This is a genomic window from Rhodococcus sp. C3V (assembly GCF_029269915.1).
Lineage (GTDB): Bacteria > Actinomycetota > Actinomycetes > Mycobacteriales > Mycobacteriaceae > Rhodococcus_F > Rhodococcus_F qingshengii.
Map to the genome: position 1 here is coordinate 42,301 of NZ_JARJBE010000001.1, position 20,709 is coordinate 63,009.

Sequence of the window (20,709 nt, forward strand, 5' to 3'; positions counted from 1 at the left end):
CTCTCATGATTGGTCCGCAACTGTAATTTCGAGTTCCGCGGTGGTTTCCAGTTCTTGAGTGAACCGAACTCGGTGCACATGGCCCGACGCGTCAAGGGGGATCGTTGACACCTCGCACGGCGTTTCCCATTCAGTGAACCTCGGAAAGACCGCCGAGAGTGAGGCGATCTTTGTTGCTGGGTTGCCGATGTGAAATCGGAGCGCTTGTCGGGCGGCCTCGAAAAGTATCATTCCTGGGATGTGGTCGACGGGGTGGTCGAAAAGGGAGTGGTTGCGCGGATCGGGAGCGCAGAACATCGCGTGCCGAGCAGGATCAGTGCTGATGAGCACATCTCCATCGGTTAGGCGTCCGACTCGCTCCGATCCGACCACCGCGGCTCCGGAAGGAAGGATGCGCCGGCTCGGGCGGTGGTCTTCTCGTCCTTGCCGAATTCGACGGTATCCCTCGGGGCTGACTCCTCGCGCAACAGCGTTGCATCTGGCGACGTGCCGGTTGCCCTCGCTGAGGATCCCCGATACTTCGACCCCCGAAACCGCTCCGTCGCGATGAGTGAGGTTGTCCACTGTCATCGAGAAACTCAACGGCTCCGCGACTGATTGCACGTCGAGCGCGTCCAGCATCTCGAAGCTGAACGTTTCCATGAGGAACTTGTAGTGCAGTGGAATCTCGTATCGGGTGTGGCACAGAAGCACCACTGCCTGTCGAAATGCTTCTGCCACCCCGAGCGGATCGTGTTGCTCGCTCGATACGTCGAATATCCGGTGCGAGACCGGGAGTTGCACAGCAACCTGGTACGCCGAGTCCGATTCGATCCGGTAGTCCGTCAAGAAAACCTCGGCAACAGCATGTCTGTGGACAAGATGCCGCGGCACTGTGCGTGTGTATTCCATTGATTGAATGCACCTTTCGATGTTCACTCGTGTCTTCGGTGTCGTGTAGGACCTAATATTCGACGTCCGGGCGCGTCATCGAATCGTCAAAATTGACGATCTTTTCGAAGGTCGAGTTCGATCAGGGGCGGCACCCCATCTCGGCGAGTGTGTCTGGGGCACTTCCTGCTAGAAGCGTCCGATCCGAAGTTCCAGTGGGTGTCTGCGTGCGTCGTGACCAGAGCGGCGGAGCATCGCGCATGCCTCCAGCTGGGAATGCACCCCCAGTTTTTGCAGGATGCTTCGGATGTGGGCGCGAACCGTGGTCGGTGCGATGTGGGCGGTTCGAGCAATCGAGTCGACATTCGAGCCTCCGTAGAGAAGGCCCACGATCTCGAACTCGCGATCGGTGAGACTGCTGATTCGTGCGAATTCTTCGGTGCGCAACCGGATGCGTTGTACGAGCGAGGACTTGTCGTGTGCAGACCGAGCGGAGTTGGGGTTGATCGCGGCCTGCAGCTCATCGAGCAGGGATGCGAATGGCAGTTGAGAGTTGAGCACGGCGTGGGCGCCCGCTGCGAGCCCCCGAATCATGGAGTTGCCGCTACTGAGATCGCCGACCAGGACCGATCCCTCGAGCGCGGAGAGCTCCTTCACCTGCCAATCGACGCCCCCGAGTGGTAGGAGAACGAGCGCTCTACCGTGATCGCTGGTGTGATGCCTTAACAGGCTCATGTCTGCGGTTTGTGGCTCGGAATAAGCCCTGGCGCTGATTCCGGCAGCGATTGCATTGGCGAACCCTCGATCGCTATGAGTGGTGTACACGGTGACTGTGCTGGAGAGTGTCATAGCGACTACATCTCCGGTGGAGGTCCACTCCGTCCGCTCTCTTCGCTGCGGAACCAAAACCGTTGCTTTCAGCGTGGTTTCGTCAGCAGGTTAGCTATCGCAGTGACCTTTCCGCTGATGCGCACGAAGGTTACGGCGATATCGCAGTTGCCCGTCCTCCCATGGAAACTCGCGCGTTCGACACCTGATCGTGGACCTTCGAATTATGCTGGGGTGCTGAATATTTGGGCGATGAGTATCCCGCGTAGACGAGCCATTGGGCGTTCCGTCGACGACGTGAACGACTCCCCAATGGCTCGAGGCATTCAGGCGTCTCGATCGAGTTTCCGCGAGGCCGGTGCGTCGCACCTCAATGTTCCGTACGCGGCCGGGTCGAGATATTGACTGTTACCGTCAGTTGCACATACCCTGTTCATTGGCGCTGACCTTAGGGAACCCGGCCTGAACCGGCCGATCGTTCTCGGTCACTGCCGACGCCAGAAGTAGCTTCGCGACGACCGACGAAACGAGTTTCCTCATGACACAGCATGTCGACGTACTGATCATCGGCGCTGGCTTGTCCGGAATCGGCGCGGCTTGCCACCTCATTCGTGAGCAGACCGGAAGCACTTACGCGATCCTCGAACGCCGCGAGAACATCGGTGGCACCTGGGACCTGTTCAAGTATCCCGGCATCCGTTCGGATTCCGACATGCTCACCTTCGGATTCGGTTTCCGTCCGTGGATCGGAACCAAAGTGCTCGCAGACGGCGCCAGTATCCGTGACTACGTCGAGGAAACCGCCAAGGAATACGGCGTCACCGACCACATCAACTTCGGCCGCAAGGTCGTGGCAATGGACTTCGATCGCGCGACTGCACAGTGGTCCGTGACCGTCCTGGTCGAGGCGACGGGGGAGACCGAGACGTGGACCGCGAACGTCCTCGTCGGCGCCTGTGGTTATTACAACTACGACAAGGGATACCGCCCCGCCTTCCCCGGTGAGGACGACTTCCGCGGTCAGATCGTGCACCCGCAGCACTGGCCGGAGGATCTCGATTACACCGGAAAGAAGGTAGTGGTCATCGGTTCCGGTGCCACCGCGATCACGCTGATCCCATCGATGGCCCCCACTGCCGGTCACGTCACCATGCTGCAGCGCTCGCCCACGTGGATCCAGGCGCTACCGTCCGAGGACCCTGTGGCCAAGGGTCTCAAGCTTGCACGCGTTCCCGATCAGATCGCTTACAAGATCGGTCGAGCCCGCAATATCGCACTGCAACGCGCCAGCTTTCAGCTCTCACGCACCAATCCGAAGCTGGCGAAGAAGCTGTTCCTCACCCAGATCCGCTTGCAACTCGGCAAGAACGTGGACCTGCGTCACTTCACCCCCAACTACAACCCGTGGGATCAGCGCCTGTGCGTGGTTCCCAACGGGGACCTGTTCAAGGTGCTCAAGAGTGGCAAGGCCGACATCGTCACCGACCGTATCGCCACGTTCACCGAGAAGGGCATCGTGACCGAGTCGGGCCGCGAAATCGAGGCCGACGTCATCGTCACGGCGACCGGCTTGAACGTACAGATCCTGGGCGGGGCGACCATGAGCATCGACGGCGAGCCCGTCAAGCTCAACGAGACGGTCGCCTACAAGAGCGTGCTCTACTCCGACATTCCGAACTTCCTGATGATCCTCGGCTACACCAACGCATCCTGGACGCTCAAGGCCGACCTGGCCGCGTCCTATCTGTGTCGCGTACTCAAGATCATGCGTAAGCGCGACTACACGACTTTCGAGGTTCACGCCGAACCTGAGGACTTCGCGGAAGAATCTCTCATGGGCGGAGCCCTGACCTCGGGCTACATCCAGCGCGGCGACGGAGAAATGCCGCGTCAGGGTGCCCGCGGCGCGTGGAAAGTGGTCAACAATTACTACCGCGACCGCAAGCTGATGCACGACGCCGAGATCGAAGACGGTGTGCTGCAGTTCAGCAAGGTAGACATTCCTGTCGTGCCTGATAGCAAGGTCGCCAGCGCCTGAGCCGGCTCCACTCGAATGAACGGGGTTGCGCCCCCTTGCCTGAATCCGTGATCTTTTCGTTTTGTCGGAGAGTCGAGGTTCGCGTTCGTGGCGTTTCGAAAGTTGCTGCAGGAAGAGCGAGTCCAGACTTCGGTCTGCCATCTGGGCGGCTGGGCATGCTTGCCGCGGTCCGAAGCTCGATTGAGACGACCACCGCTCGCTGACAATATCCAGGCGTTTGCCGGCTGACGGCAATCAACGGCGGCGCGAACGCGTCGCGACCTGCCTAACCGTGCCGTCATCGACACGAAATAGTTTTGGCTGCAGCAATTTTGGCGCGAGTCGAAGGTTTGGCAGATCGGGGGAGAACGTCCTGATGGTTCGGTTATTGTCGGTCGCGCATCGCTTGTCGATTCAGCACGTCTACTTCGCAGCCCGGCGCGGCTGGATCGAAACCATGCTCGACCAGCCAGCGCACGCCTCTCAAGCTGCGCAACGACCACCACGCCTGGATGACCTCGAGGTCGACGTCAGTGCCGTAGCCCTCAACCACGTCATCGAGATGTTCCGGGTGGCCGAGGGTCAGTGTTGCGAGGTCGTACAAGGGATCGCCCTGAGCGGCTTCGGACCAGTCGATGACGCCGGCAACTTCGTCATCGGTCACGAACACATGGGAGGCTTGGAGATCGCCGTGCGTGAATACCGGTGTCCACGACCTGAGCGCAATCTCGGCAATCCGACGGTTGGATGTAATCACTCCGGTGGCAACCACCCCGCTCCTGGTCAGCCATGCACATTCGCGGTCCAGTTCTGAGGCGATGTCGTCGAGACTACGGCCGGGCCAGGGCGGCAACGGTGCGTCGTGCAGCGTTCGAACGGCGGCACCCGCTGCGGCCCACGCCGCTGAAGACGTGGTCGACGGTCTGCCTAGGCGACCGAGCGCGTGTCCCGGCAGAGCGGCGAGCGCGAGCACGGGCGGTGTGCGCCACAGAATCTGCGCTGTCGGGATTGGGGCCCGGAGCATTGCTTCGACCTCGACGTCGGTATTCGACTGATCGGCGTCGATCTTGAGGAACACCTCACCGACGCGCAGAGTCGCGCGCTCGGTATGGGCGACGACGACCTCGACTTCTGTCACGTCGGTCAGTATGGCTGGGATGCGCCTTGGCGTCGCCGGGTTTCTCGCGTGCGGTCATTCGCGATCGGAGCGCGGTATGGTCCGCTGACCTCCCGCACCTCAAACTTTCTCAACAAACTGCCTTACTGCTCCCTTGTTTGCTGCGTGACATCATCAAGGTCCGCCAAGTCAGTCTCACTGAGATCAATTCGCGAAGCAGCAATGTTGGCTTGTAGATGAGCGATGCTCGTGGTGCTGGGCAGGGGAATGACGGTGGCCGCGACCCCGCGCCCGCGCTGATGGACCCACGCAAGAGCGACCTGGCCAGCCGTCGCTCCGACACGAGAAGCGATGCTGGCAAGGGACCGAGCGACAAGATTGCCGGTGGAATGGTTGAGGTCGCCGTGCCCCATCGGCGAATGTGCGACCAGTGTGATCCCGAGGTCGGCGAGCGTTGGGAGGAACAGTTCAACATCTCGCCGTATAAGGGACCATTGCTCTTGCACGGCAGTGATCGGGTGTACGGCATGAGCTCGTCGGATGTCATCGAGCGTGACATTGGACAGCCCCAGAGCCCGGATCTTCCCTGCCTGGCGGAGCTCGGCCATAGCGTTGACGGTCTCCTCGATTGGTGTGTCCTCGCTGCGGTGATGCAGGTAGTAAAGATCGAGGTGATCGACGTGGAGGCGCCTGAGTGAGCCGTCGATGGCCGCGCGCACCGTTGCAGAGTCCGCCCGAACATTCCAGTCATCAGGACGACCGGACGGCCCGCGGTAGACACCGAATTTACTGCACAACGTGATGTGTTCACGGTTGGTGCCAATTGCCCGACCAACCAGCTCTTCGTTTCCATACATCTCGGCTGTGTCGAGCATGGGCACCCCGGAGTCGATCGCGGCGCGAACCAGTGCGGCGGGGTCGCGGTCAGCATCACCCCACCCGCTGTCGGTCAATCGCATCAGGCCCAGGCCCTGGATGGGCCCGTCATCGAATGTTTTCGGCGCGACAGTCATGAATGAGTACATTATCGGGGCCGCTGATCAGAACCAGGTCGCCAAAGAGGCCGATTCCGGCGACTTCGACATCTCGCTGCATCGCCCGTTCAGCGCTTGACGCGGTGCAGCTGTCGATCGCTGTTTGGAAGTGGGCGTACACAGCTGAATATCACGCTGCGAAATGTCGAGTGTCCTGACGTGCTCAGGATGATTCTGTCCGCTTGACCCGCGCGTTATGCACAACCATCGGGACAGTTATTGCCAGGACCATCGCTATCACGAACACCGATATGAAGACCCAGGGGCGCGCTGCTTCGGATGCTCGGACGGTCAACACAGCTCCACTCGTAAGCAGGGGCATCCCTGCTGCCGCGAGTAGATCGACGTGCCGCGGGGCGACGGGAGGTCCGGCGAAGTATGGAACTCGAACCCCTGAGTTCTCCCGAAGCATCCGTCGCTCCGACATCGCGTAAGTGGTCGCGCCGACTACGAAAATGGCCAGTCCGAGTACGACAAGACCAATTCCCGTTCGGGTGGTGAGCGCGGCAAACATGAACACCGATGTCACTGCCGGATAGAGCACCACCATCTTCCAGAGTGGAGTCTTGGACCGCGTGTCGACTGCAACACTGACCGGGCGCATCGGTTCGAGAGGCTCCATCAGCTCAGCGTGCCATGCGCCGCTCGGGAAACAAACTGCCTGTGCCGTTTCTGGCAGACTCCGACTGCCTGGCCTGGATGTCGGGACCCCTCACTACGATTCTCATCGTGACCGATTACGACGATCTCGACATGTTCGGTGGCCTCGACGCCTCCTCCCTGCCGCTCCGCCAGCAGCAGATTCTGATGACCATCCGGGATCTCGTGGCCGCCAACGGGTGCACGCCGAGCACACGGCAGATCGGAGACGCGGTTGGTCTGCGCTCGACATCGACGGTGTCCAAGCACCTCAAGAGTCTCGAGGAGAAGGGCTTCCTCCGTAGGGGAGCGGCCATGGCTCGGCAGTTGGACGTGCGGCCGTTCCTCGTAGGCGCGAAGGAACAGTCGTCGTCGAATACGGTGACGGTTCCGGTCGTCGGTGACATCGCGGCCGGCGCGCCGATCCTCGCGGAGGAGCACGCCGACGAGGTGCTTGCGCTTCCTCGTGAGCTCGTCGGCTCCGGCACGGTGTTCGGACTTCGGGTGCGTGGTGAGTCGATGGTCGACGCAGCGATCTGTGACGGTGACGTCGTCGTGGTGCGCCGCCAGGACGAAGCTCATTCCGGTGAGATCGTCGCCGCGATGATCGACGGCGAGGCCACGGTGAAGGTGCTCCGGCGTCGCGACGGTCACGTGTACCTCGAGCCTCGCAATCCCGCGTACAGCGTCATCGACGGCGATCGCGCGGTCATCCTGGGCAAAGTTGTTTCCGTGATGCGCCGTATCTGAGAGGTGTCCGGTCTCAACGACGTTTGGCGCGGGGACCGCCGTATTCCTCATCGGTGACTTTGTCGCCCCATGTAGTTTCGGTGCCTCCGTCGCCGGGTCCTTCCCACAGTGCGAGGTGGCTCATGAAACGGTCGGGTGCCGCGCCGTGCCAGTGTTCCTCTCCCGCTGGGGTGTAGACGGTCTCACCCGGGTGGACTTCGACGATCTCGCCGCCGCGAGCTTGAACCAGCGCGGTACCGGAGACGATGTGGAGGGTCTGTCCGACTGCATGGGAGTGCCAGTCGGTTCGCGCGCACGGTGCAAAGCGAACCATGTTGGCGCGCATCCTCGACGGCTCCTGGCCGGCGTAGATGACGTCCCACCAGACGTCGCCGGTGAACCAGTCGCTGGGTGCTTTGCTGGTGGGCTGGGGCTTCAAGATTTCCATGAGGTCTCCTCGGAATCGAAAGGGGCGGTTCAGTTCTGCGTCAGCGGAACAAGTCGAATGGTGTTGGGTGCGGCGGCGCGGCCGGTGACGGAGCCGACGATCTGCGGGCCGTAGCGGTCGTACTTGGTGTGATAGGCGGAGTCGATCGACGAGTGGGCATCCGGTGCGGCGGACTCGAACGCCACGTCCCGCTCGATTCCTCCTGCTCGGATTCGGCCCGTTCCACTTGCCGTTGCTCGGACGAACCACGGGTTGTCGGTTCCGTAGGCCGAGCGAACGTACAGTTGGTTGTCGGTACGGACAACCCAAATCGTGACGTACGGCCTTGCGGTTCCGTCTCGGCGGTACGAGGAGACCTGCAACTCCTCGGCGTCGCCGATCTTGGTCAGTTCAGCCTCGGTCCACGAGTGCGACATCTCGGCTTCCTTTCTCCTGGTCGAATTGCTTTGCGGTACTTCGCGTTCTCGTAGCCGGGACGATCAGTGCGAGGGCGATGACGAGACAAGCGGCGAGCAGGGCGGTGCCTGCGGTGAGAGCCGTTGATACGTGATCGGTGAGTGCCGTTGTAGCGTCGTCGGCAGAGGATCCGGCGCCCGCGGAGACTGCGACGAGGATGCCGAGTCCGAGAGCACTGCCCAGTTGATGTGCAGTGTTGACCAATCCTGATGCGGCACCGGCATCTTCGGCCTGTACCCCGGAGATGCCGGCAGAAGTCAGAGGGGCGAAAGCCAACCCCTGTCCGGCGCCGATCAAGATCATCGGAAGTGCTATCGCAGTGAGGTACGTGCTGCCGGGATGGACCAGACTGAGCCACGCCATCCCGGCCAGGGTGACGGCAATGCCAACCGACTGAATTGCGGAATTTCCGAATCGCGGTGTCAGTCGCGGAATAAGCATCGCCACAGCAAAATTGACGATCGTCATCGGGAAGAAGGCGATGCCTGCTTGGAACGCGCTGAAGCCCATGACGCCTTGGAGTAGCTGAGTCGTGAAGTAGAAGAATCCGATCATGGCACCCAGATAGAGCATTCGGGCGGCGTACGCCCCGGATCGCTCCCGGCTACGGAACAACCTCAGTGGCATGATCGGCTGCTCCGCTCTCGCTTCGTTGAGGAAGAGCAAGGTCAGTAGTATCGCCCCGGCCGCCAGTGTCGCAACGGTGATCGGTGAGGTCCACCCCGCTTCGGCCGAGTTGACGGTGTCGAAGACGAGCGCGGTCATCCCGAGTGTGGCGAGAACAGCGCCGGCCACATCGAAACGTCCGGAGTTGGGCTCGGTTTCCGGAATGAACCGGGGAGCGAGAGCGATCATCGCGATACCGATCGGAACGTTGATGAAAAAGCCTGCGCGCCAAGACACCCAGTCGGCAAGGGCGCCGCCGATCACGAGTCCGAGGCTGGCGCCTATTCCCGCAGCAGCGCCGTACCAGGCAACAGCGCGCGTTCGCTCCGGGCCGGGCGGGAAACTGGCGGTCAGCAGTGACAGCGACGCCGGGGCGACCACTGCTGCTCCGACGCCTTGGAGAGCGCGCGCTGCGATGAGCCACCAACCGTTCGGCGCGACCCCGACGAGAAACGACGCAATCGCGAAGATCGCGAGACCGGCCACGAATACGCGACGACGGCCGAAGATGTCCCCGAGACGAGCACCCAGCAGGAGAAGGCCGCCGAACACCAGGGTGTAGGCGTCCTGGACCCAGGACAGCCCGGTTGCCGAGTAACCCATGCTGCTTTGGATGCTGGGTAGCCCGGTGAAGATGATCGAATTGTCGAGCAGGATCATGAAATAGCTGATCAGAATGATCGCCAGGATCGCGGTGGAATTGATGCGACCGGCAACGGGACGGTTGGCAGTGTGGGTCACGCGCTTCTTCTTCGCAAGTGGTGGACTTTCGCAAGTGGTGGACTACGGGCGGATGAGGACCTTCAACGATTCACGGGAGTCCATGGCTCGGTAGCCTTCCGCTACGTCGTCGAGTCCGACGGTGTGGTCGAAGACCTTGCCCGGCTCGATCTTTCCATCGAGCACATCCGGCATCAGCTCTTCGATGTACGCGCGCACCGGGGCCGGTCCACCGGTGAGTGTGATGTTGGGTCCGAAGAGTGTCCCGAATCCGATTGGAGCTTCTTCGTATTGGGGTACCCCGACTCGGCTGATGACGCCGCCCGGTCGGACAACTCCGAGCGACTGCTCGTAGGCAGGCATGTGACCTACCGCTTCGAGGACGACATGAGTGCCGTCGCCTCCGGTCAGTTCGCGGACTTTCTCGATGCCCTCATCTCCACGTTCGGCAACCACGTCGGTGGCTCCGAACTCGAGACCGAGATCCGTGCGGGTCTTGTGGCGCCCCATGAGGATGATGCGCTCGGCGCCGAGGCGTTTGGCGGAGAGCGCTGCCATCAGCCCCACGGCTCCATCGCCGATGACCGTGACCGTCGTGCGTTGGTTGACGCCACCCTTGACCGCCGCGTGATAGCCGGTGCCGAAGACGTCGGAGAGTGTGAGCAGTGACGGAAAGAGTTCGGAATCCTCACCGACCGGCGCCTTGACCAGGGTGCCGTCTGCCAACGGCACTCGGATGGCCTCTGCCTGACCCCTCCGATCCCGTTTCCGGCCCAGAATCCACCGTGTCGGCAAGACGTCTGCAAGCCTTCGCGGCAGAAGTCGCACGTCCCGTCGGACCAGGCGAAGGGGGCGATGACGAAGTCGCCCTTCTTCAACGTGGACACCTCGCGACCGGTCTCTTCCACCACTCCGACAAATTCGTGGCCCATCGGGGAACCACCGGGCGTGGCCGGCATGTTGTGGTAAGGGTGCAGGTCAGAGCCGCAAACGCACGCCCTGACGATCCGCACGATCGCGTCCGTCGGCTGCTGCAGTGCCGGATCGGGCACGGTCTCGACTCGAACGTCTCCGGCGCCGTACATGATGGTTGCTCGCATGGTGTCCCCTCTTGCTTCTGGTGTCGCGTGCTTCGAAGTCGACGTTTCGGCGTGGACCGGTCGACTGCAATCAGTCAACGCCGCGCCTCGCGGGCGCGGGAGTGTCTGTTGTTCCAGGTAACGGCAGTACCTCCCTCGGTCTTCTCCGCTCGAGTAACGTGAACTGCATGGACAACCGAGCCGAGATCCGCGAATTCCTCAGCTCCCGTCGTGCTCGCATCACACCCGAGCAGGCAGGGCTGCCGGCCTACGGCGGGAACCGTCGCGTCAAGGGGTTGCGCCGTGAGGAAGTCGCTCTGCTCGCCGGTGTGAGCATCGACTACTACGTGCGCATGGAACGCGGAAATCTGGCGGGAGCGTCGGACTCGGTGCTCGAAAGCCTTTCCCGAGCACTGCAACTCGACGAAGCCGAAACTGCCCATTTGTACGACCTCGCGAAGGCCGCCAGTGCAGGCGCACCGAGTAGAAAGCGGCCCGCCCCCAAGGGCGTGAGCCCGGCGATTCAGCAGATACTCGACGCCATCACCGACGCGCCGGCGTGGGTACGTAATGCCAGGCACGACATGCTGGCGGCCAATCGTATGGCGCGCGCGTTGTATTCGCCGGTGTTGGCCGATCCACGTAGGCCGGCGAACAACGCCCGGTTCGTGTACCTGGACCCGGCATCGCAGGACTTCTTCGTGGATTGGGAGCGCGCGGCAGACGACATCGCCGCGATGCTCCGCTCGGAAGCGGGGCGCAATCCTCATGACAAGGCGTTGACCGAGCTCATCGGTGAACTTGCCACTCGCAGTGAGGTATTCCGCACCCGGTGGGCGAAACACAATGTGCGCTTTCATCGGACGGGATTCAAGAAGGTTCGTCACCCTGTCGTCGGAGACCTGGAGCTGAACTTCGAGGCGATGGAACTGCCGTCCAATCCCGGGCTGACACTGCTGGTCTACACCGCGGCGCCGGGGACGCCCACGGCTGACGCACTCAAACTCTTGGCGAGTTGGGCGGCAACCCAGGATCAGCTGGATCCGGCGAACGACAGCGAAGCGGCGCTCTGAATTCGATCGGCAGGTAGTCGTGCCGATTCAGCTCAGATGCGTTACTGCCCAAGCTACCTGGTCTCCACCTCGTCGTTTCGCCCGATACATCGCGTTGTCGGCATCGGCAAGAATCCGATCGATGGTTCCCGAAGCGTCCGGGATTGTCGAGGACAGCCACACGCTGGCTCCGACGCTCACGGAAATCGACTGCCGGCCGGCGGGCCGCGATATCGAATTGTGAATGTCCACCACGGTTTGTTCGATGCGACGTGGCTCCACGGGCATGAGAATCACGAACTCGTCGCCGCCAGTCCGCGCAACCAGTCCGACCTCTCCGACCACCGAGTTCAGGCGCCGGCCGACTGTCACCAGCATCCGATCGCCTTCCGCGTGACCCAGTTTGTCGTTGACGCTCTTGAACGAATCGACATCGATCACCACCGCAAGGACTACGTGTCCTTGGAGTTCGCCGACACCGAACAACTGTTGCCAGACATTGTGCAGCCCACGTCGATTCAGGGCAGCGGTGAGTGGATCACGCCAAGAGTGTCGTGCGTCGTCGGTCAAATACAGGACGAGGAAATGCACGGTCATCGAAGCTGAAGCGATAACACACCCGATGACGAATCCAGTGGACACCGACAGCGAAGAGTCGGTATCCGGATCGGTTACAGCTCGAATTGTCAGTAGCGCAACGACGAACAGCGCGCCGGTGATCTGTGCGGTGACTATTCGAGGGCTGTGGAATACCGACGAATAGTTCGCGACGACCACGAACAGGACGGTGCCGGTCAATGCCAGGAAGCTCGAATGGATTTCGGCGAGAAGTATCAAGGACAAGCAGATATTGGTGAGCGAAACGAAACGAACGGATTGATGGTGACTCGGCCAAGACCGTCCGAGTGACCAGCGAATCATGCAGTAGAGCGCGATCATGCATGCTGCGCCCGCCGCGAGCCGTTCAGGGAGCTCGGTTGCGCCACCCTTCACGAATTGAGCCAGTACGGCGAGTGCGACGAACACAGCACACCAAAAGGTGACGACCACCCTGGCTGTCCCCAACATCGATCGAGCAGCCAGGAACCTCGGGAACCATTCGCCGTCGTACGCAAGAGACCACCAGCGACTCAACAGTCCCGTTGTTTGACGAATGTTCTGCCCCAACCCCGCAGCGCCACTGACTCCCATGAAACCCCCTCCGAGATCTTGCGAAAATTCCCGGAAGATTCTTCGTCAAGATTTGATCCCCGAACAAGGTACCCGATAGTTGAACGATGGATTGCCGTCTCGTGGGGTGTGGGCTGCTCTACGGTGTGATCGGTGTGGTCAGGATCTTTCTGAGTGCCGGAAGGTCCAGGGTTGCAGCAAGATCTGCAATAGTGACCCCCGACAGTGATGCGCGCCAGGCTTTTTCGGCGTCGGCCATGACCTTGGCGATTCCGCAGGCGGAACGGCACTGTTCCGGTGGGGCGGCGAGGATTCCTTGCTGTCGAATCTCCGTGCACCGGAACGCAGGTTCGGTGCCGTCAACGGCCTGTACGACGTCGAGAACGGTGATCTTCTCGGGAGCCCGGGTGAGAACGTACCCGCCGTCTCGGCCCTCGGTCGGATTGACCAGACCGGCGTGCGCGAGCGCTCGCAGATGCTTCGCCAGGTATGTCTTCGACACCCCGTGAAGTTCGGCGAGTCTGGCTGTGGGTACCGGCCCTTCGGACTGGCTCAGAACCACGCAGCAGTGGAGTGACCACTCCACGCCTCCGGAAAGCTTCATGATTGGACTCTATCGACGCCGCGGAAAGCGGTGCGGGCCGGACGTCGCTCGAGTTGTCGACGTCAGGCCTTCTCGGCAAGCCACGCGTCGTATGTTGTCGGCGCGATCCATGCATCTGCACCGGGTGTCGGGGTCAGTGCCGAGTTGTCGAGTTTCGCGCCGAAGTAGCCGGCTTCGGGATCGGAGATAACCGAACGCTTGTCGCCGGTGACGAGGAACAAGCGCCGGACCAGTTCGTCGATGCCCAGCGGTTCGGGTCCGGCAATCTCGACCGTGCCGTTTTGCGGCGCGCCGGTCACTACCTCGGCGACGTGGGACACGACGTCTCGAGACGCGATGGGTTGCAGATGTCCCGGCGTTGCGTGGACGGCGCCGTCGGTGGTTCCCGCGTCGGCGATTCCGGCGACGAACTCGAAGAATTGGGTCGATCGGACGATCGTGTAGGGGGTCGGGCCCGCTTTGACCAGGTCTTCCTGGGCGACCTTGGCTCGCATGTACCCGGAATCGGGCAGTCGATCGGCACCCACGATGGACAGTATGACGTGGTGCCCGACGCCTGCCTTCTCTTCTGCGGCGAGGATGTGGCCGGTTCCGTCGCGGAAGAAGGCCAAGACGTCGTCGTCCGACCACGAAGGGGAATTGGTCAGATCCACGACGACGTCGGCACCCTCGACTGCCTCGGCGATACCTGCGCCGGTGGTGATGTCGATCCCGTCGCCGCGACCGAGCGCCTTCACGTCGTGCCCGGCGTCAGCGAGCTTGGCGGCGACCTGGCTTCCGATGAGTCCGCTTCCGAAAATGACGATCTTCATGTTTTCTCCTTTACTCGGATAAGTCGTGTCCAAGTATACTCGGACACTACTTATCCAAGTCAAGGGTTGTCCGGTCAGTCGAAGAGTTCGGCGGCCAGTGCTTCGTAGGTCGCGATCGGATCACCTTCGGCGGGAAGTGCTTGGATCGCAACGTGATCGGCACCCGCCGCGACATGCTCCCGAAGTCGATCCGCGATGGACTTCGCGGTACCCCGCGCAACCAGGGCGTCGATGACGCGATCGTTCCCCTCGTTGGCCAACTCTTCGGGCGCAAAACCGAGGCGCTCGAGATTGCTCGTGTAGTTGCGCAGATACAGATACGGGTTGGCGACGGCGGGGCGACCGATTGCTCTGGCCTTCTCCGGATCGGTTTCCAGGACAACCTTGTGCTCGGGGGCCAGGATCTTCGAAGGGCCGAGGATTTCGCGAGCTTCGGCCGTGTGTTCGGGGGTGGTCAGGTACGGATGCGCGCCGGCGGCGCGAGCGGCGGACAGTTTCAACACCTTCGGCCCCAGTGCGGCGAGGACGCGCCGCGCTTCCGGGACCTGGGCCGCGTCGAGTTCGTCGAGGTACGACACGAGTGAGGCGTACGGCTTGGTGTAGTCGCCGGTCGCCTCCGGATGTCCGACGCCTACGCCGAGCAGGAATCGCCCCGGGTGCGCGGCTTCGAGTCGGTGATAGGACTCCGCCACCTCAGCCGCAGGGGAGGACCAGATGTTGACGATTCCGGTTGCCACGGTGATGTGCTCGGTCGCGTCGAGAAGTTTCTCGGCGATCCGTAGATCGGCGCGTGGGGAGCCGCCGATCCAGATGGTGCCGAAACCGAGTTTCTCGATCGCAGTTCCCAGCTCGGGCGGCAAACCAGCCGCTCCTCGCCAGATTCCGTAGGTGCCCAGGTCAGGTGTTTTCGTAGTCTCCGTCACAGCGGGTGCAACTCGGCTGCTGCCGGGATCTATTCCTTCCGTCGTCATTTGCCCGGCGCGCGGTAGTCAGTCGGTCGCTTGACTGCCTCGTCGATCTGCTCCGGCGTGAGCAGTGTGATCGACTCCGAGCGTGCTGCACCTGCCGCAGCCGTGCGAATGCTCAATGCGGCTGCCGCGACGTCGTCCGGCAGGTTGCCGATCACGAACATGTCGTGACCGCCCAGTGCGAAGTGGCAGGATTCGACAGTGCCACCGATGCTTTCGACCATTCGCATTATCGCGTCGCGCCGCGCAGTGCCTCCCTCCTGCTGTAGACCGGCGGCGCCGGAGGGTGAGTACGTCACTTGCCAGAGGTATTTCGGCATTTCCACTCCTAGCTCGGGATGGGTACTTCGATCGTGTACCCGTAGGGCGCTCGGTGGCAATGGGTAGGGGACAATCACGGCATGGTTGGAACTCCGGTGATCGTGACTATCGTGTCCGTGTGTGTAGGTTTTGTGATCTTCATGCTCGCTGCCAGTGGTGCACGCGGAAAGTGGGACCGTCGCCTCGTGATCGCGTTGTTCATCGGTGCGGTGGTGTGCCTGACCGTCGTACCGGTATCCGTCGCGCTCAGCGCCGGAGTTTGAAACACGGAGTGCCAAAACGCTCGAGTGCCGCTTAGTCTGAATCGATGGCAGATATTCGGGTAGGTATCTCCGGGTGGACGTATCCCGCGTGGCGCGGAGATTTCTATCCGAAAGGTCTTGCTCACCACAAAGAATTGTCTTATGCCGCAGAGAGATTGACGTCGATTGAGATCAACGGCTCGTTCTACGCGCTGCAGAAGCCGGAAAGCTACACCAAATGGCGCAGCGAAACTCCCGAAGATTTTGTGTTCGCGATCAAGGGCGGCCGGTACATCACACACATGAAACGGCTGCTCGACGCCCGTGACGGACTCGCCAACTTCTTTGCCGCCGGAACGCTCGCCCTCGGCCCCAAGCTCGGGCCGATTCTGTGGCAACTACCTCCGACGCTGCAGTTCGAATCGCAGCGATTGGCCGACTTCTTCGACGGTCTTCCCCGTACCACGCAGGCTGCAGCCGATCTGGCAGCACAGCACGACGACAAACTCACCGAAGACCGAGTGTTCGCCCAGACCGAGAGGGACGTGCCGATTCGCTACGCGGTGGAAGCGCGGCACGCCAGCTTCGAGACCGACGAAGCCGTGGACCTGATGCGCGAGCACTCCATCGGTTTTGTCGTCGCAGACACAGCCGGCAGGTATCCCCGCATCACCACTCCTACTGCCGATTTTGTCTATGTGCGGATGCACGGGGACAAGGAACTGTATGCGAGTGGGTACACCGACGAAGCTCTGGACAAGTGGTCCAAGCGCTTTCGGGATTGGATGGACGAGGGCCTCGACGTGTACGTCTACTTCGACAACGACATGAAAGGCTTTGCGCCGCACAACGCAATGTCCTTGTTGGAGCGGCTGCGCTGACGGATCGCCTGGCCTGTCGGTGGGATGTGGAAGGCTTCCGCATGAACACGAGGACCGAGGAGATACCACGATGACGCCAGAACAGCGGACGCCAGAACAGAGCTGGCCGACGCATTGGCCGAAGGTCGCCCGTGACATCGCCGATGCCACGGCCGACGCACTCGCCGCGGTGCGGGCGGCAAATCGTGACGGACTACTCGTGGCTGTCGAGGAACTGCGCGGGCTCTCTTTCGAGCAGGTCAGCTCGGTTCACGCGGCGATCGTGCGCGAATTGCTCGAGGACACGCATCCGGACGGCTTGTCCAGCGAGGACGTGCAGGATGCGCTCACCGCCTGCGCCAAGTCCACGATCGTGTGGCTGCCGGATCTGGACGTGCAGGCGCTCGCTGCGGTCTACACCGGGGCACTCGGGATCTCGGATCTGGAAGACGATTCGTTCCGTATCGGGCACGGCGCGTACCTGCGTTCGGCGGTTCTGGTCATCGGGAGTTTGTCGACCGGAGTGAAGAAAGCTCAGAGCGCGTACATCATTCGTGCAATCGGCGAAATCGCACGTGCTCAGACCATCGAGATGCCCTGAGCGTCAGTTCGTAAATCGAATTAGGCTGAGGTCATGTCCAAGATCGCCAGCGCAGATCGTGTGTCGTTTGCCGAGCTCCTCGAATTCGTCAGGCCGCGCCATCGGGCCACGTTCGTCACGGTGAAGAAATCCGGCGAGTTGCAGATCTCTCCGGTGACGTGCGGGGTCGACGACGAGGGTCGGATCGTCATCTCCACGTACCCGGAACGGGCCAAGGCCGCGAATGTCCGCCGCACCCCGGCGGTGTCTCTGTGTATCCACTCCGACGAGTGGAACGGCCCGTACGTCCAGGTGAACGGAACCGCGGAGTTGATCGACCTCCCGGACTCGGTGGAACCGTTGGTCGACTACTACCGATCCATCGCCGGTGATCATCCCGACTGGGACGAGTACCGCGAAGCCATGCGCAAGCAGGGTAAGAGCCTGATCCGCGTCACCGTCGACTCCTGGGGTCCGATCGCAACAGGCGGGTTTCCGCCCGGACGCTGACGCTATCGAGCAGGCGGCGAGAGTTCGACTACATGCGCGTCTTTGGCGGCCAGCGGCTCTTTGCAGTGCGCGCACACAACTTGGGCGTGCAGGATCTCACCGCAACGGTGTTCGACGACGGTTGGCGGTGGACCCGTCGTCGCAAAGGCGTCCCCCCATTCCATGAGCGCCATCAGGATCGAGTAGAGCGCCTTTCCTGATTCGGTGGCGATGTATTCGTAGCGCGGCGGATGTTCTTCGTACCGACGCTTTGCGAGGACGTCGGCGTCGACAAGGGTGCGCAGACGCGCGGCGAGGATGTCGCGGCTGGCTCCCGTGCCCGCGGCGATCTCGTCGAACCGTCGTTGCCCGAGAACGATTTCTCTGAGCACCAGAAGTGACCACTTCTCGCCGACGACCTCCAAGGCGTTGGCGATGGAGCAGTTACGTCCTTTTGCTGCCATCGTGTCGGTGTCCTTATTGGTTGAAGACGTTAGTTGGGAAATCCAACTTAGCACTTGACGGCACGTATTTCGAGGCGGAAGGTGAGTCGAGAAATCCAACCGAGCAGATGAGGGGTCGACATGACGGAATTGAATCTCGAGGCAGCAAGCGGATTTGTCAGCGCTGCCGGATTGCAACTGGACGAGGTGTCCGGCACGAAGGTTGTCGGGCACATCGATCTGTCCGAGGAGCATCACACGCCGTGGGGCGTAGTCCACGGCGGTGTCTACACGACCGCCGTCGAGTCGGCCGCGAGCATCGGGGCGAGTACCGCAGTGGCGGACCGTGGCGAATTTGCCGTCGGAGTGCACAACGGAACGGATTTCCTGCGCGCCCGCACGGGTGGGCGCGTGGACGTCGTGGCTGTGCCGATACAGCAGGGCCGGGTTCAGCAGTTGTGGTCGGTGGTCATCACCGATCCGGAATCGGGCAAAGAGGTGGCGCGCGGTCAGGTGCGATTGCAGAACGTACCGCTGCCGAAGTAGGTCAGTCCCAGATCCCCGAGTCGATGTTGAGTGAGATGCGTTTGAGCAGTGCCGTCAGTTGGGCACGTTCGTCCTCGTCGAGTCCGGTGAGTACTTGACGGTCTCGCTCGACGCGTCGGGGAAACTCTGCCTCGACCAATGCGCGACCGGCATCGGTGAGTTGAAGCAGAACCACTCGTCCGTCGTGTTCGAAGCGCTGACGCTCGACAAAGCCCAGCTTGGCCAGGCGGTCTGCGTGTTTTGTGGTGGCGGCGCCGCTGACCATCGTGACGGCGGTGACTTCGCTCGCCCGCAGGGGACGGTCACTGCGAGCAAGTGCACTCATCACGTCGAATTCGGCGCGAGAGACCCCGCTGGACGCCAGCGCGCGGTCGAGCTGGTGAAGAGACTGCGCGTTGATGCGGGCGATCCGGCCCATCACCTCGACGGGAGCAGTGTCGAACTCGGGGTAGGCGCGCTTCCATTCGCGACGGACTTTGTCGATGAAGTCGTCTTCGGATCTGTTCGCCGCGCCCATGTCCCTATCTTAGCGACAGAATTCACATTACTTCACAAGTAATTTACTAGTGAAATAAATGTATGCTGATTGGGTGAGCCGAACCGAAACCGCAGCCAGGACGCCCAGCCGTCTCACTCATTCGAGTGAAGCCATTGCACATACCGTCTCCGGGGCGACGTGGCGAGCGGCTTTTCGCGTCGGATCTGCCGACGCGACCATCGCCCCCGCGATCAGGGTCGGGCTCGCCACCGCCGTAGTCCTCGTGGTCGGCGGACTGCTCGGGCATCGGGAATTGGCCGGCTTCGCGGCCTTGGGCGCGCTGTGCGCCGCGTTCGGCAGGTACGAGCCGTATCCACGGTTGGCCGGCAAGCTGGCAATGGTGGGTGCTGCACTGGTGGTTTCGATTGCCTTCGGCGGCGCCATGGGTGTCGCGGGCGTTCCGATGTGGTTGCAGATCGGCATCCTCTCTTTGCTTGCGGGTGCGTCGTACTGCTTCATGTCGGGCTTCCGGATCACCGGACCAGGGCCCGTCATCCTCGTCTTCGCGGCGACCGGTGCAGCCGGATATGCCTCCAGCATTGATGATTTGGCGCGGTTGGTCACTGCCGGTGCGCTCGGAGTTCTGGTCGGTTGGGCGGCCGCGATGCTCCCAGCGCTCGTACTGCCGATGGGACCTGCCCGCCTGGCAGTTGCCCGTGCAGTCTCTGCGGTGGGGCGTCTCGAACAGTCCGGAGCAGGCGGAGTGGAACCGGCGCTCGGATCGATTGCCAACGCCCGCTTGGTTATTGCGTCGAGTGGCCGGATCAAGTCGACCGTCGATCACGGACGCGAACTGGTGGCGGTGCTCGACGAAGCAGAAGCGGCAGTTCAGGAGTGGCAGTTGCACGGCGACGCCACCCTGATTCGCAGCATTGCTCGGCACGAGAAGGAGCTTCGGAAGCTCAAGCGTTCCAGCATGATCGAACACGATCTCGCACCGGCAAAGAACCTGGCCGCGCCCGAAGGCTATTTTCTCGAAGGATTGAATCGGCTGTATTCGCGCCCGGTGCGGATGAATGCTCTCCGCATCGTGGCAGCGTCGGCTCTGGCCGGTTGGCTCGCGGCGGGAGCCGGGTTGGAGCATCCGCTCTGGGCGTCGATGGGTGCCATCGCCGCGATGCAGGGGCTGAACTACAAGCAGACCGTCCAGCGTGGGATTCAGCGGTTGGTGGGAAATGTCGGTGGCGCCGTCGTCGCTGCTGCTCTCATCGCATTGACGCTCGGCTACTGGCAAGCGGTTGCCGTGGTCGTGATTCTGCAGACTGCTGCTGAGCTGCTCGTGATCAAGAACTATGCACTGACATCACTGGCCGTCACCCCGATGGCACTGCTCCTCATCGGTTTCAGTGCTCCGATCGGGACCGAAGCGGCAGTGGCTCGCGTCGCGGACACTCTCATCGGCGTGGTGATCGGTGTTGTCGTCGCCGCTGTGACGATCAGTCGATCGGATCGCCACCACGTCACCGTGTAACCGGTTCTGC

General features: G+C 62.0%; 24 protein-coding genes and 1 pseudogene. 9 read left to right on the forward strand and 16 right to left on the reverse strand.

Features of this window, described 5'->3' with window-relative positions:
• Positions 1-3 precede the first annotated feature (3 nt).
• The gene (locus P3G66_RS00215; protein WP_021331802.1) at positions 4-891 is read right to left on the reverse strand and encodes a ScbA/BarX family gamma-butyrolactone biosynthesis protein; all 888 of its coding nucleotides are present in this window, start codon (positions 889-891) and stop codon (positions 4-6) included.
• 168 nt (positions 892-1,059) lie between these two features.
• Positions 1,060-1,719 carry a LuxR C-terminal-related transcriptional regulator gene (locus tag P3G66_RS00220; RefSeq protein ID WP_276116036.1) on the reverse strand — a complete coding sequence of 220 codons (660 nt, stop codon included), beginning with the start codon at positions 1,717-1,719 and terminating at the stop codon, positions 1,060-1,062.
• Positions 1,720-2,236: 517 nt separating this feature from the next.
• Here P3G66_RS00220 and P3G66_RS00225 point away from each other — a divergent pair.
• Complete coding sequence (locus P3G66_RS00225; RefSeq protein ID WP_063315606.1) at positions 2,237-3,736, forward strand: NAD(P)/FAD-dependent oxidoreductase; 1,500 nt, start codon at positions 2,237-2,239, stop codon at positions 3,734-3,736.
• A 364-nt stretch (positions 3,737-4,100) separates the two neighbouring features.
• On the opposite strand, the gene P3G66_RS00230 is transcribed toward P3G66_RS00225, so the two are convergent.
• The 3 genes from P3G66_RS00230 to P3G66_RS00240 form a co-directional block, all read right to left on the reverse strand.
• Positions 4,101-4,853 (reverse strand): phosphotransferase, encoded by a 753-nt coding sequence (locus P3G66_RS00230; protein ID WP_042925138.1) that lies wholly within the window; start codon positions 4,851-4,853, stop codon positions 4,101-4,103.
• Positions 4,854-4,975: 122 nt separating this feature from the next.
• Positions 4,976-5,845: an aldo/keto reductase gene (locus tag P3G66_RS00235; RefSeq protein ID WP_276116037.1), complete on the reverse strand. Its 870-nt coding sequence runs from the start codon at positions 5,843-5,845 to the stop codon at positions 4,976-4,978.
• Positions 5,846-6,029: 184 nt separating this feature from the next.
• Entirely contained in the window at positions 6,030-6,488 is a 459-nt protein-coding gene (locus tag P3G66_RS00240) for a hypothetical protein (RefSeq protein WP_063315607.1), read from the reverse strand.
• 77 nt (positions 6,489-6,565) lie between these two features.
• On the opposite strand from P3G66_RS00240, the gene lexA reads away from it, so the two are divergent.
• Entirely contained in the window at positions 6,566-7,255 is a 690-nt protein-coding gene (lexA, locus tag P3G66_RS00245; protein WP_174519486.1) for a transcriptional repressor LexA, read from the forward strand.
• 13 nt (positions 7,256-7,268) lie between these two features.
• Here the strand turns inward: lexA and P3G66_RS00250 are convergent, their stop codons facing one another.
• The 4 genes and pseudogenes from P3G66_RS00250 to P3G66_RS00265 form a co-directional block, all read right to left on the reverse strand.
• Positions 7,269-7,682, reverse strand: a complete 414-nt coding sequence (locus P3G66_RS00250; protein WP_007729736.1) for a cupin domain-containing protein — start codon at positions 7,680-7,682, stop codon at positions 7,269-7,271.
• Between the two features lie 29 nt (positions 7,683-7,711).
• Positions 7,712-8,098, reverse strand: coding sequence for a DUF2255 family protein (locus P3G66_RS00255; RefSeq protein WP_007729735.1), 387 nt, complete (start codon positions 8,096-8,098; stop codon positions 7,712-7,714).
• Positions 8,073-9,545 carry an MFS transporter gene (locus P3G66_RS00260; RefSeq protein WP_276116038.1) on the reverse strand — a complete coding sequence of 491 codons (1,473 nt, stop codon included), beginning with the start codon at positions 9,543-9,545 and terminating at the stop codon, positions 8,073-8,075. Before P3G66_RS00260 ends, P3G66_RS00255 begins: the two co-directional genes overlap by 26 nt.
• 42 nt (positions 9,546-9,587) lie before the next feature.
• Positions 9,588-10,624, reverse strand: a pseudogene (locus P3G66_RS00265) (zinc-dependent alcohol dehydrogenase family protein).
• 167 nt (positions 10,625-10,791) lie between these two features.
• Between P3G66_RS00265 and P3G66_RS00270 the strand changes: the two are divergent.
• The gene (locus P3G66_RS00270; RefSeq protein ID WP_007729733.1) at positions 10,792-11,676 is read left to right on the forward strand and encodes a helix-turn-helix transcriptional regulator; all 885 of its coding nucleotides are present in this window, start codon (positions 10,792-10,794) and stop codon (positions 11,674-11,676) included.
• A 27-nt stretch (positions 11,677-11,703) separates the two neighbouring features.
• Here the strand turns inward: P3G66_RS00270 and P3G66_RS00275 are convergent, their stop codons facing one another.
• The 5 genes from P3G66_RS00275 to P3G66_RS00295 all read right to left on the reverse strand — a co-directional run bounded on the left by P3G66_RS00275 (position 11,704) and on the right by P3G66_RS00295 (position 15,529).
• A complete protein-coding gene (locus P3G66_RS00275) occupies positions 11,704-12,846 on the reverse strand; it encodes a GGDEF domain-containing protein (protein ID WP_276116039.1) in 1,143 nt (380 codons plus the stop codon).
• Positions 12,847-12,964: 118 nt separating this feature from the next.
• Positions 12,965-13,429 carry an Rrf2 family transcriptional regulator gene (locus tag P3G66_RS00280; RefSeq protein WP_039973110.1) on the reverse strand — a complete coding sequence of 155 codons (465 nt, stop codon included), beginning with the start codon at positions 13,427-13,429 and terminating at the stop codon, positions 12,965-12,967.
• Positions 13,430-13,491: 62 nt separating this feature from the next.
• Positions 13,492-14,241, reverse strand: a complete 750-nt coding sequence (locus P3G66_RS00285; RefSeq protein ID WP_047271926.1) for an SDR family oxidoreductase — start codon at positions 14,239-14,241, stop codon at positions 13,492-13,494.
• A 74-nt stretch (positions 14,242-14,315) separates the two neighbouring features.
• Entirely contained in the window at positions 14,316-15,164 is an 849-nt protein-coding gene (locus P3G66_RS00290; protein WP_039973116.1) for an LLM class F420-dependent oxidoreductase, read from the reverse strand.
• A gap of 44 nt (positions 15,165-15,208) precedes the next feature.
• On the reverse strand, positions 15,209-15,529 hold the full coding sequence (locus P3G66_RS00295; RefSeq protein WP_195790846.1) for a GYD domain-containing protein: 321 nt from the start codon (positions 15,527-15,529) through the stop codon (positions 15,209-15,211).
• Positions 15,530-15,610: 81 nt separating this feature from the next.
• Here P3G66_RS00295 and P3G66_RS00300 point away from each other — a divergent pair, with 81 nt between their 5' ends.
• From P3G66_RS00300 to P3G66_RS00315, 4 genes are all read left to right on the forward strand, one after another.
• On the forward strand, positions 15,611-15,793 hold the full coding sequence (locus tag P3G66_RS00300) for a hypothetical protein (protein WP_003940600.1): 183 nt from the start codon (positions 15,611-15,613) through the stop codon (positions 15,791-15,793).
• Between the two features lie 44 nt (positions 15,794-15,837).
• Positions 15,838-16,653: a DUF72 domain-containing protein gene (locus P3G66_RS00305; RefSeq protein WP_276116040.1), complete on the forward strand. Its 816-nt coding sequence runs from the start codon at positions 15,838-15,840 to the stop codon at positions 16,651-16,653.
• Between the two features lie 70 nt (positions 16,654-16,723).
• On the forward strand, positions 16,724-17,233 hold the full coding sequence (locus tag P3G66_RS00310) for a hypothetical protein (RefSeq protein WP_030536492.1): 510 nt from the start codon (positions 16,724-16,726) through the stop codon (positions 17,231-17,233).
• Positions 17,234-17,266: 33 nt separating this feature from the next.
• Entirely contained in the window at positions 17,267-17,722 is a 456-nt protein-coding gene (locus P3G66_RS00315; RefSeq protein WP_030536493.1) for a PPOX class F420-dependent oxidoreductase, read from the forward strand.
• A gap of 2 nt (positions 17,723-17,724) precedes the next feature.
• Here P3G66_RS00315 and P3G66_RS00320 read toward each other — a convergent pair whose 3' ends face one another.
• Positions 17,725-18,165, reverse strand: a complete 441-nt coding sequence (locus P3G66_RS00320; RefSeq protein ID WP_276116041.1) for a helix-turn-helix domain-containing protein — start codon at positions 18,163-18,165, stop codon at positions 17,725-17,727.
• Between the two features lie 120 nt (positions 18,166-18,285).
• Here P3G66_RS00320 and P3G66_RS00325 point away from each other — a divergent pair, with 120 nt between their 5' ends.
• Complete coding sequence (locus P3G66_RS00325; RefSeq protein WP_003940256.1) at positions 18,286-18,690, forward strand: PaaI family thioesterase; 405 nt, start codon at positions 18,286-18,288, stop codon at positions 18,688-18,690.
• A gap of 1 nt (position 18,691) precedes the next feature.
• Here the strand turns inward: P3G66_RS00325 and P3G66_RS00330 are convergent, their stop codons facing one another.
• The gene (locus P3G66_RS00330; RefSeq protein WP_003940222.1) at positions 18,692-19,207 is read right to left on the reverse strand and encodes a MarR family transcriptional regulator; all 516 of its coding nucleotides are present in this window, start codon (positions 19,205-19,207) and stop codon (positions 18,692-18,694) included.
• A gap of 58 nt (positions 19,208-19,265) precedes the next feature.
• On the opposite strand from P3G66_RS00330, the gene P3G66_RS00335 reads away from it, so the two are divergent.
• The gene (locus P3G66_RS00335) at positions 19,266-20,699 is read left to right on the forward strand and encodes an FUSC family protein (RefSeq protein WP_276116042.1); all 1,434 of its coding nucleotides are present in this window, start codon (positions 19,266-19,268) and stop codon (positions 20,697-20,699) included.
• Positions 20,700-20,709: the final 10 nt, after the last annotated feature.

Coding starts and splice junctions, on each gene's coding strand:
- P3G66_RS00270 (WP_007729733.1), top strand. CDS start 10,792: ATGGACAACCGAGCCGAGATCCGCGAATTCCTCAGCTCCCGTCGTGCT.
- P3G66_RS00305 (WP_276116040.1), top strand. CDS start 15,838: ATGGCAGATATTCGGGTAGGTATCTCCGGGTGGACGTATCCCGCGTGG.
- P3G66_RS00330 (WP_003940222.1), bottom strand. CDS start 19,207: ATGGGCGCGGCGAACAGATCCGAAGACGACTTCATCGACAAAGTCCGT.
- P3G66_RS00220 (WP_276116036.1), bottom strand. CDS start 1,719: ATGACACTCTCCAGCACAGTCACCGTGTACACCACTCATAGCGATCGA.
- P3G66_RS00325 (WP_003940256.1), top strand. CDS start 18,286: ATGACGGAATTGAATCTCGAGGCAGCAAGCGGATTTGTCAGCGCTGCC.
- P3G66_RS00255 (WP_007729735.1), bottom strand. CDS start 8,098: ATGTCGCACTCGTGGACCGAGGCTGAACTGACCAAGATCGGCGACGCC.
- P3G66_RS00250 (WP_007729736.1), bottom strand. CDS start 7,682: ATGGAAATCTTGAAGCCCCAGCCCACCAGCAAAGCACCCAGCGACTGG.
- P3G66_RS00275 (WP_276116039.1), bottom strand. CDS start 12,846: ATGGGAGTCAGTGGCGCTGCGGGGTTGGGGCAGAACATTCGTCAAACA.
- lexA (WP_174519486.1), top strand. CDS start 6,566: ATGTCGGGACCCCTCACTACGATTCTCATCGTGACCGATTACGACGAT.
- P3G66_RS00215 (WP_021331802.1), bottom strand. CDS start 891: ATGGAATACACACGCACAGTGCCGCGGCATCTTGTCCACAGACATGCT.
- P3G66_RS00320 (WP_276116041.1), bottom strand. CDS start 18,165: ATGGCAGCAAAAGGACGTAACTGCTCCATCGCCAACGCCTTGGAGGTC.
- P3G66_RS00235 (WP_276116037.1), bottom strand. CDS start 5,845: ATGACTGTCGCGCCGAAAACATTCGATGACGGGCCCATCCAGGGCCTG.
- P3G66_RS00335 (WP_276116042.1), top strand. CDS start 19,266: ATGTATGCTGATTGGGTGAGCCGAACCGAAACCGCAGCCAGGACGCCC.
- P3G66_RS00280 (WP_039973110.1), bottom strand. CDS start 13,429: ATGAAGCTTTCCGGAGGCGTGGAGTGGTCACTCCACTGCTGCGTGGTT.
- P3G66_RS00315 (WP_030536493.1), top strand. CDS start 17,267: ATGTCCAAGATCGCCAGCGCAGATCGTGTGTCGTTTGCCGAGCTCCTC.
- P3G66_RS00285 (WP_047271926.1), bottom strand. CDS start 14,241: ATGAAGATCGTCATTTTCGGAAGCGGACTCATCGGAAGCCAGGTCGCC.
- P3G66_RS00300 (WP_003940600.1), top strand. CDS start 15,611: ATGGTTGGAACTCCGGTGATCGTGACTATCGTGTCCGTGTGTGTAGGT.
- P3G66_RS00295 (WP_195790846.1), bottom strand. CDS start 15,529: ATGCCGAAATACCTCTGGCAAGTGACGTACTCACCCTCCGGCGCCGCC.
- P3G66_RS00240 (WP_063315607.1), bottom strand. CDS start 6,488: ATGGAGCCTCTCGAACCGATGCGCCCGGTCAGTGTTGCAGTCGACACG.
- P3G66_RS00225 (WP_063315606.1), top strand. CDS start 2,237: ATGACACAGCATGTCGACGTACTGATCATCGGCGCTGGCTTGTCCGGA.
- P3G66_RS00310 (WP_030536492.1), top strand. CDS start 16,724: ATGACGCCAGAACAGCGGACGCCAGAACAGAGCTGGCCGACGCATTGG.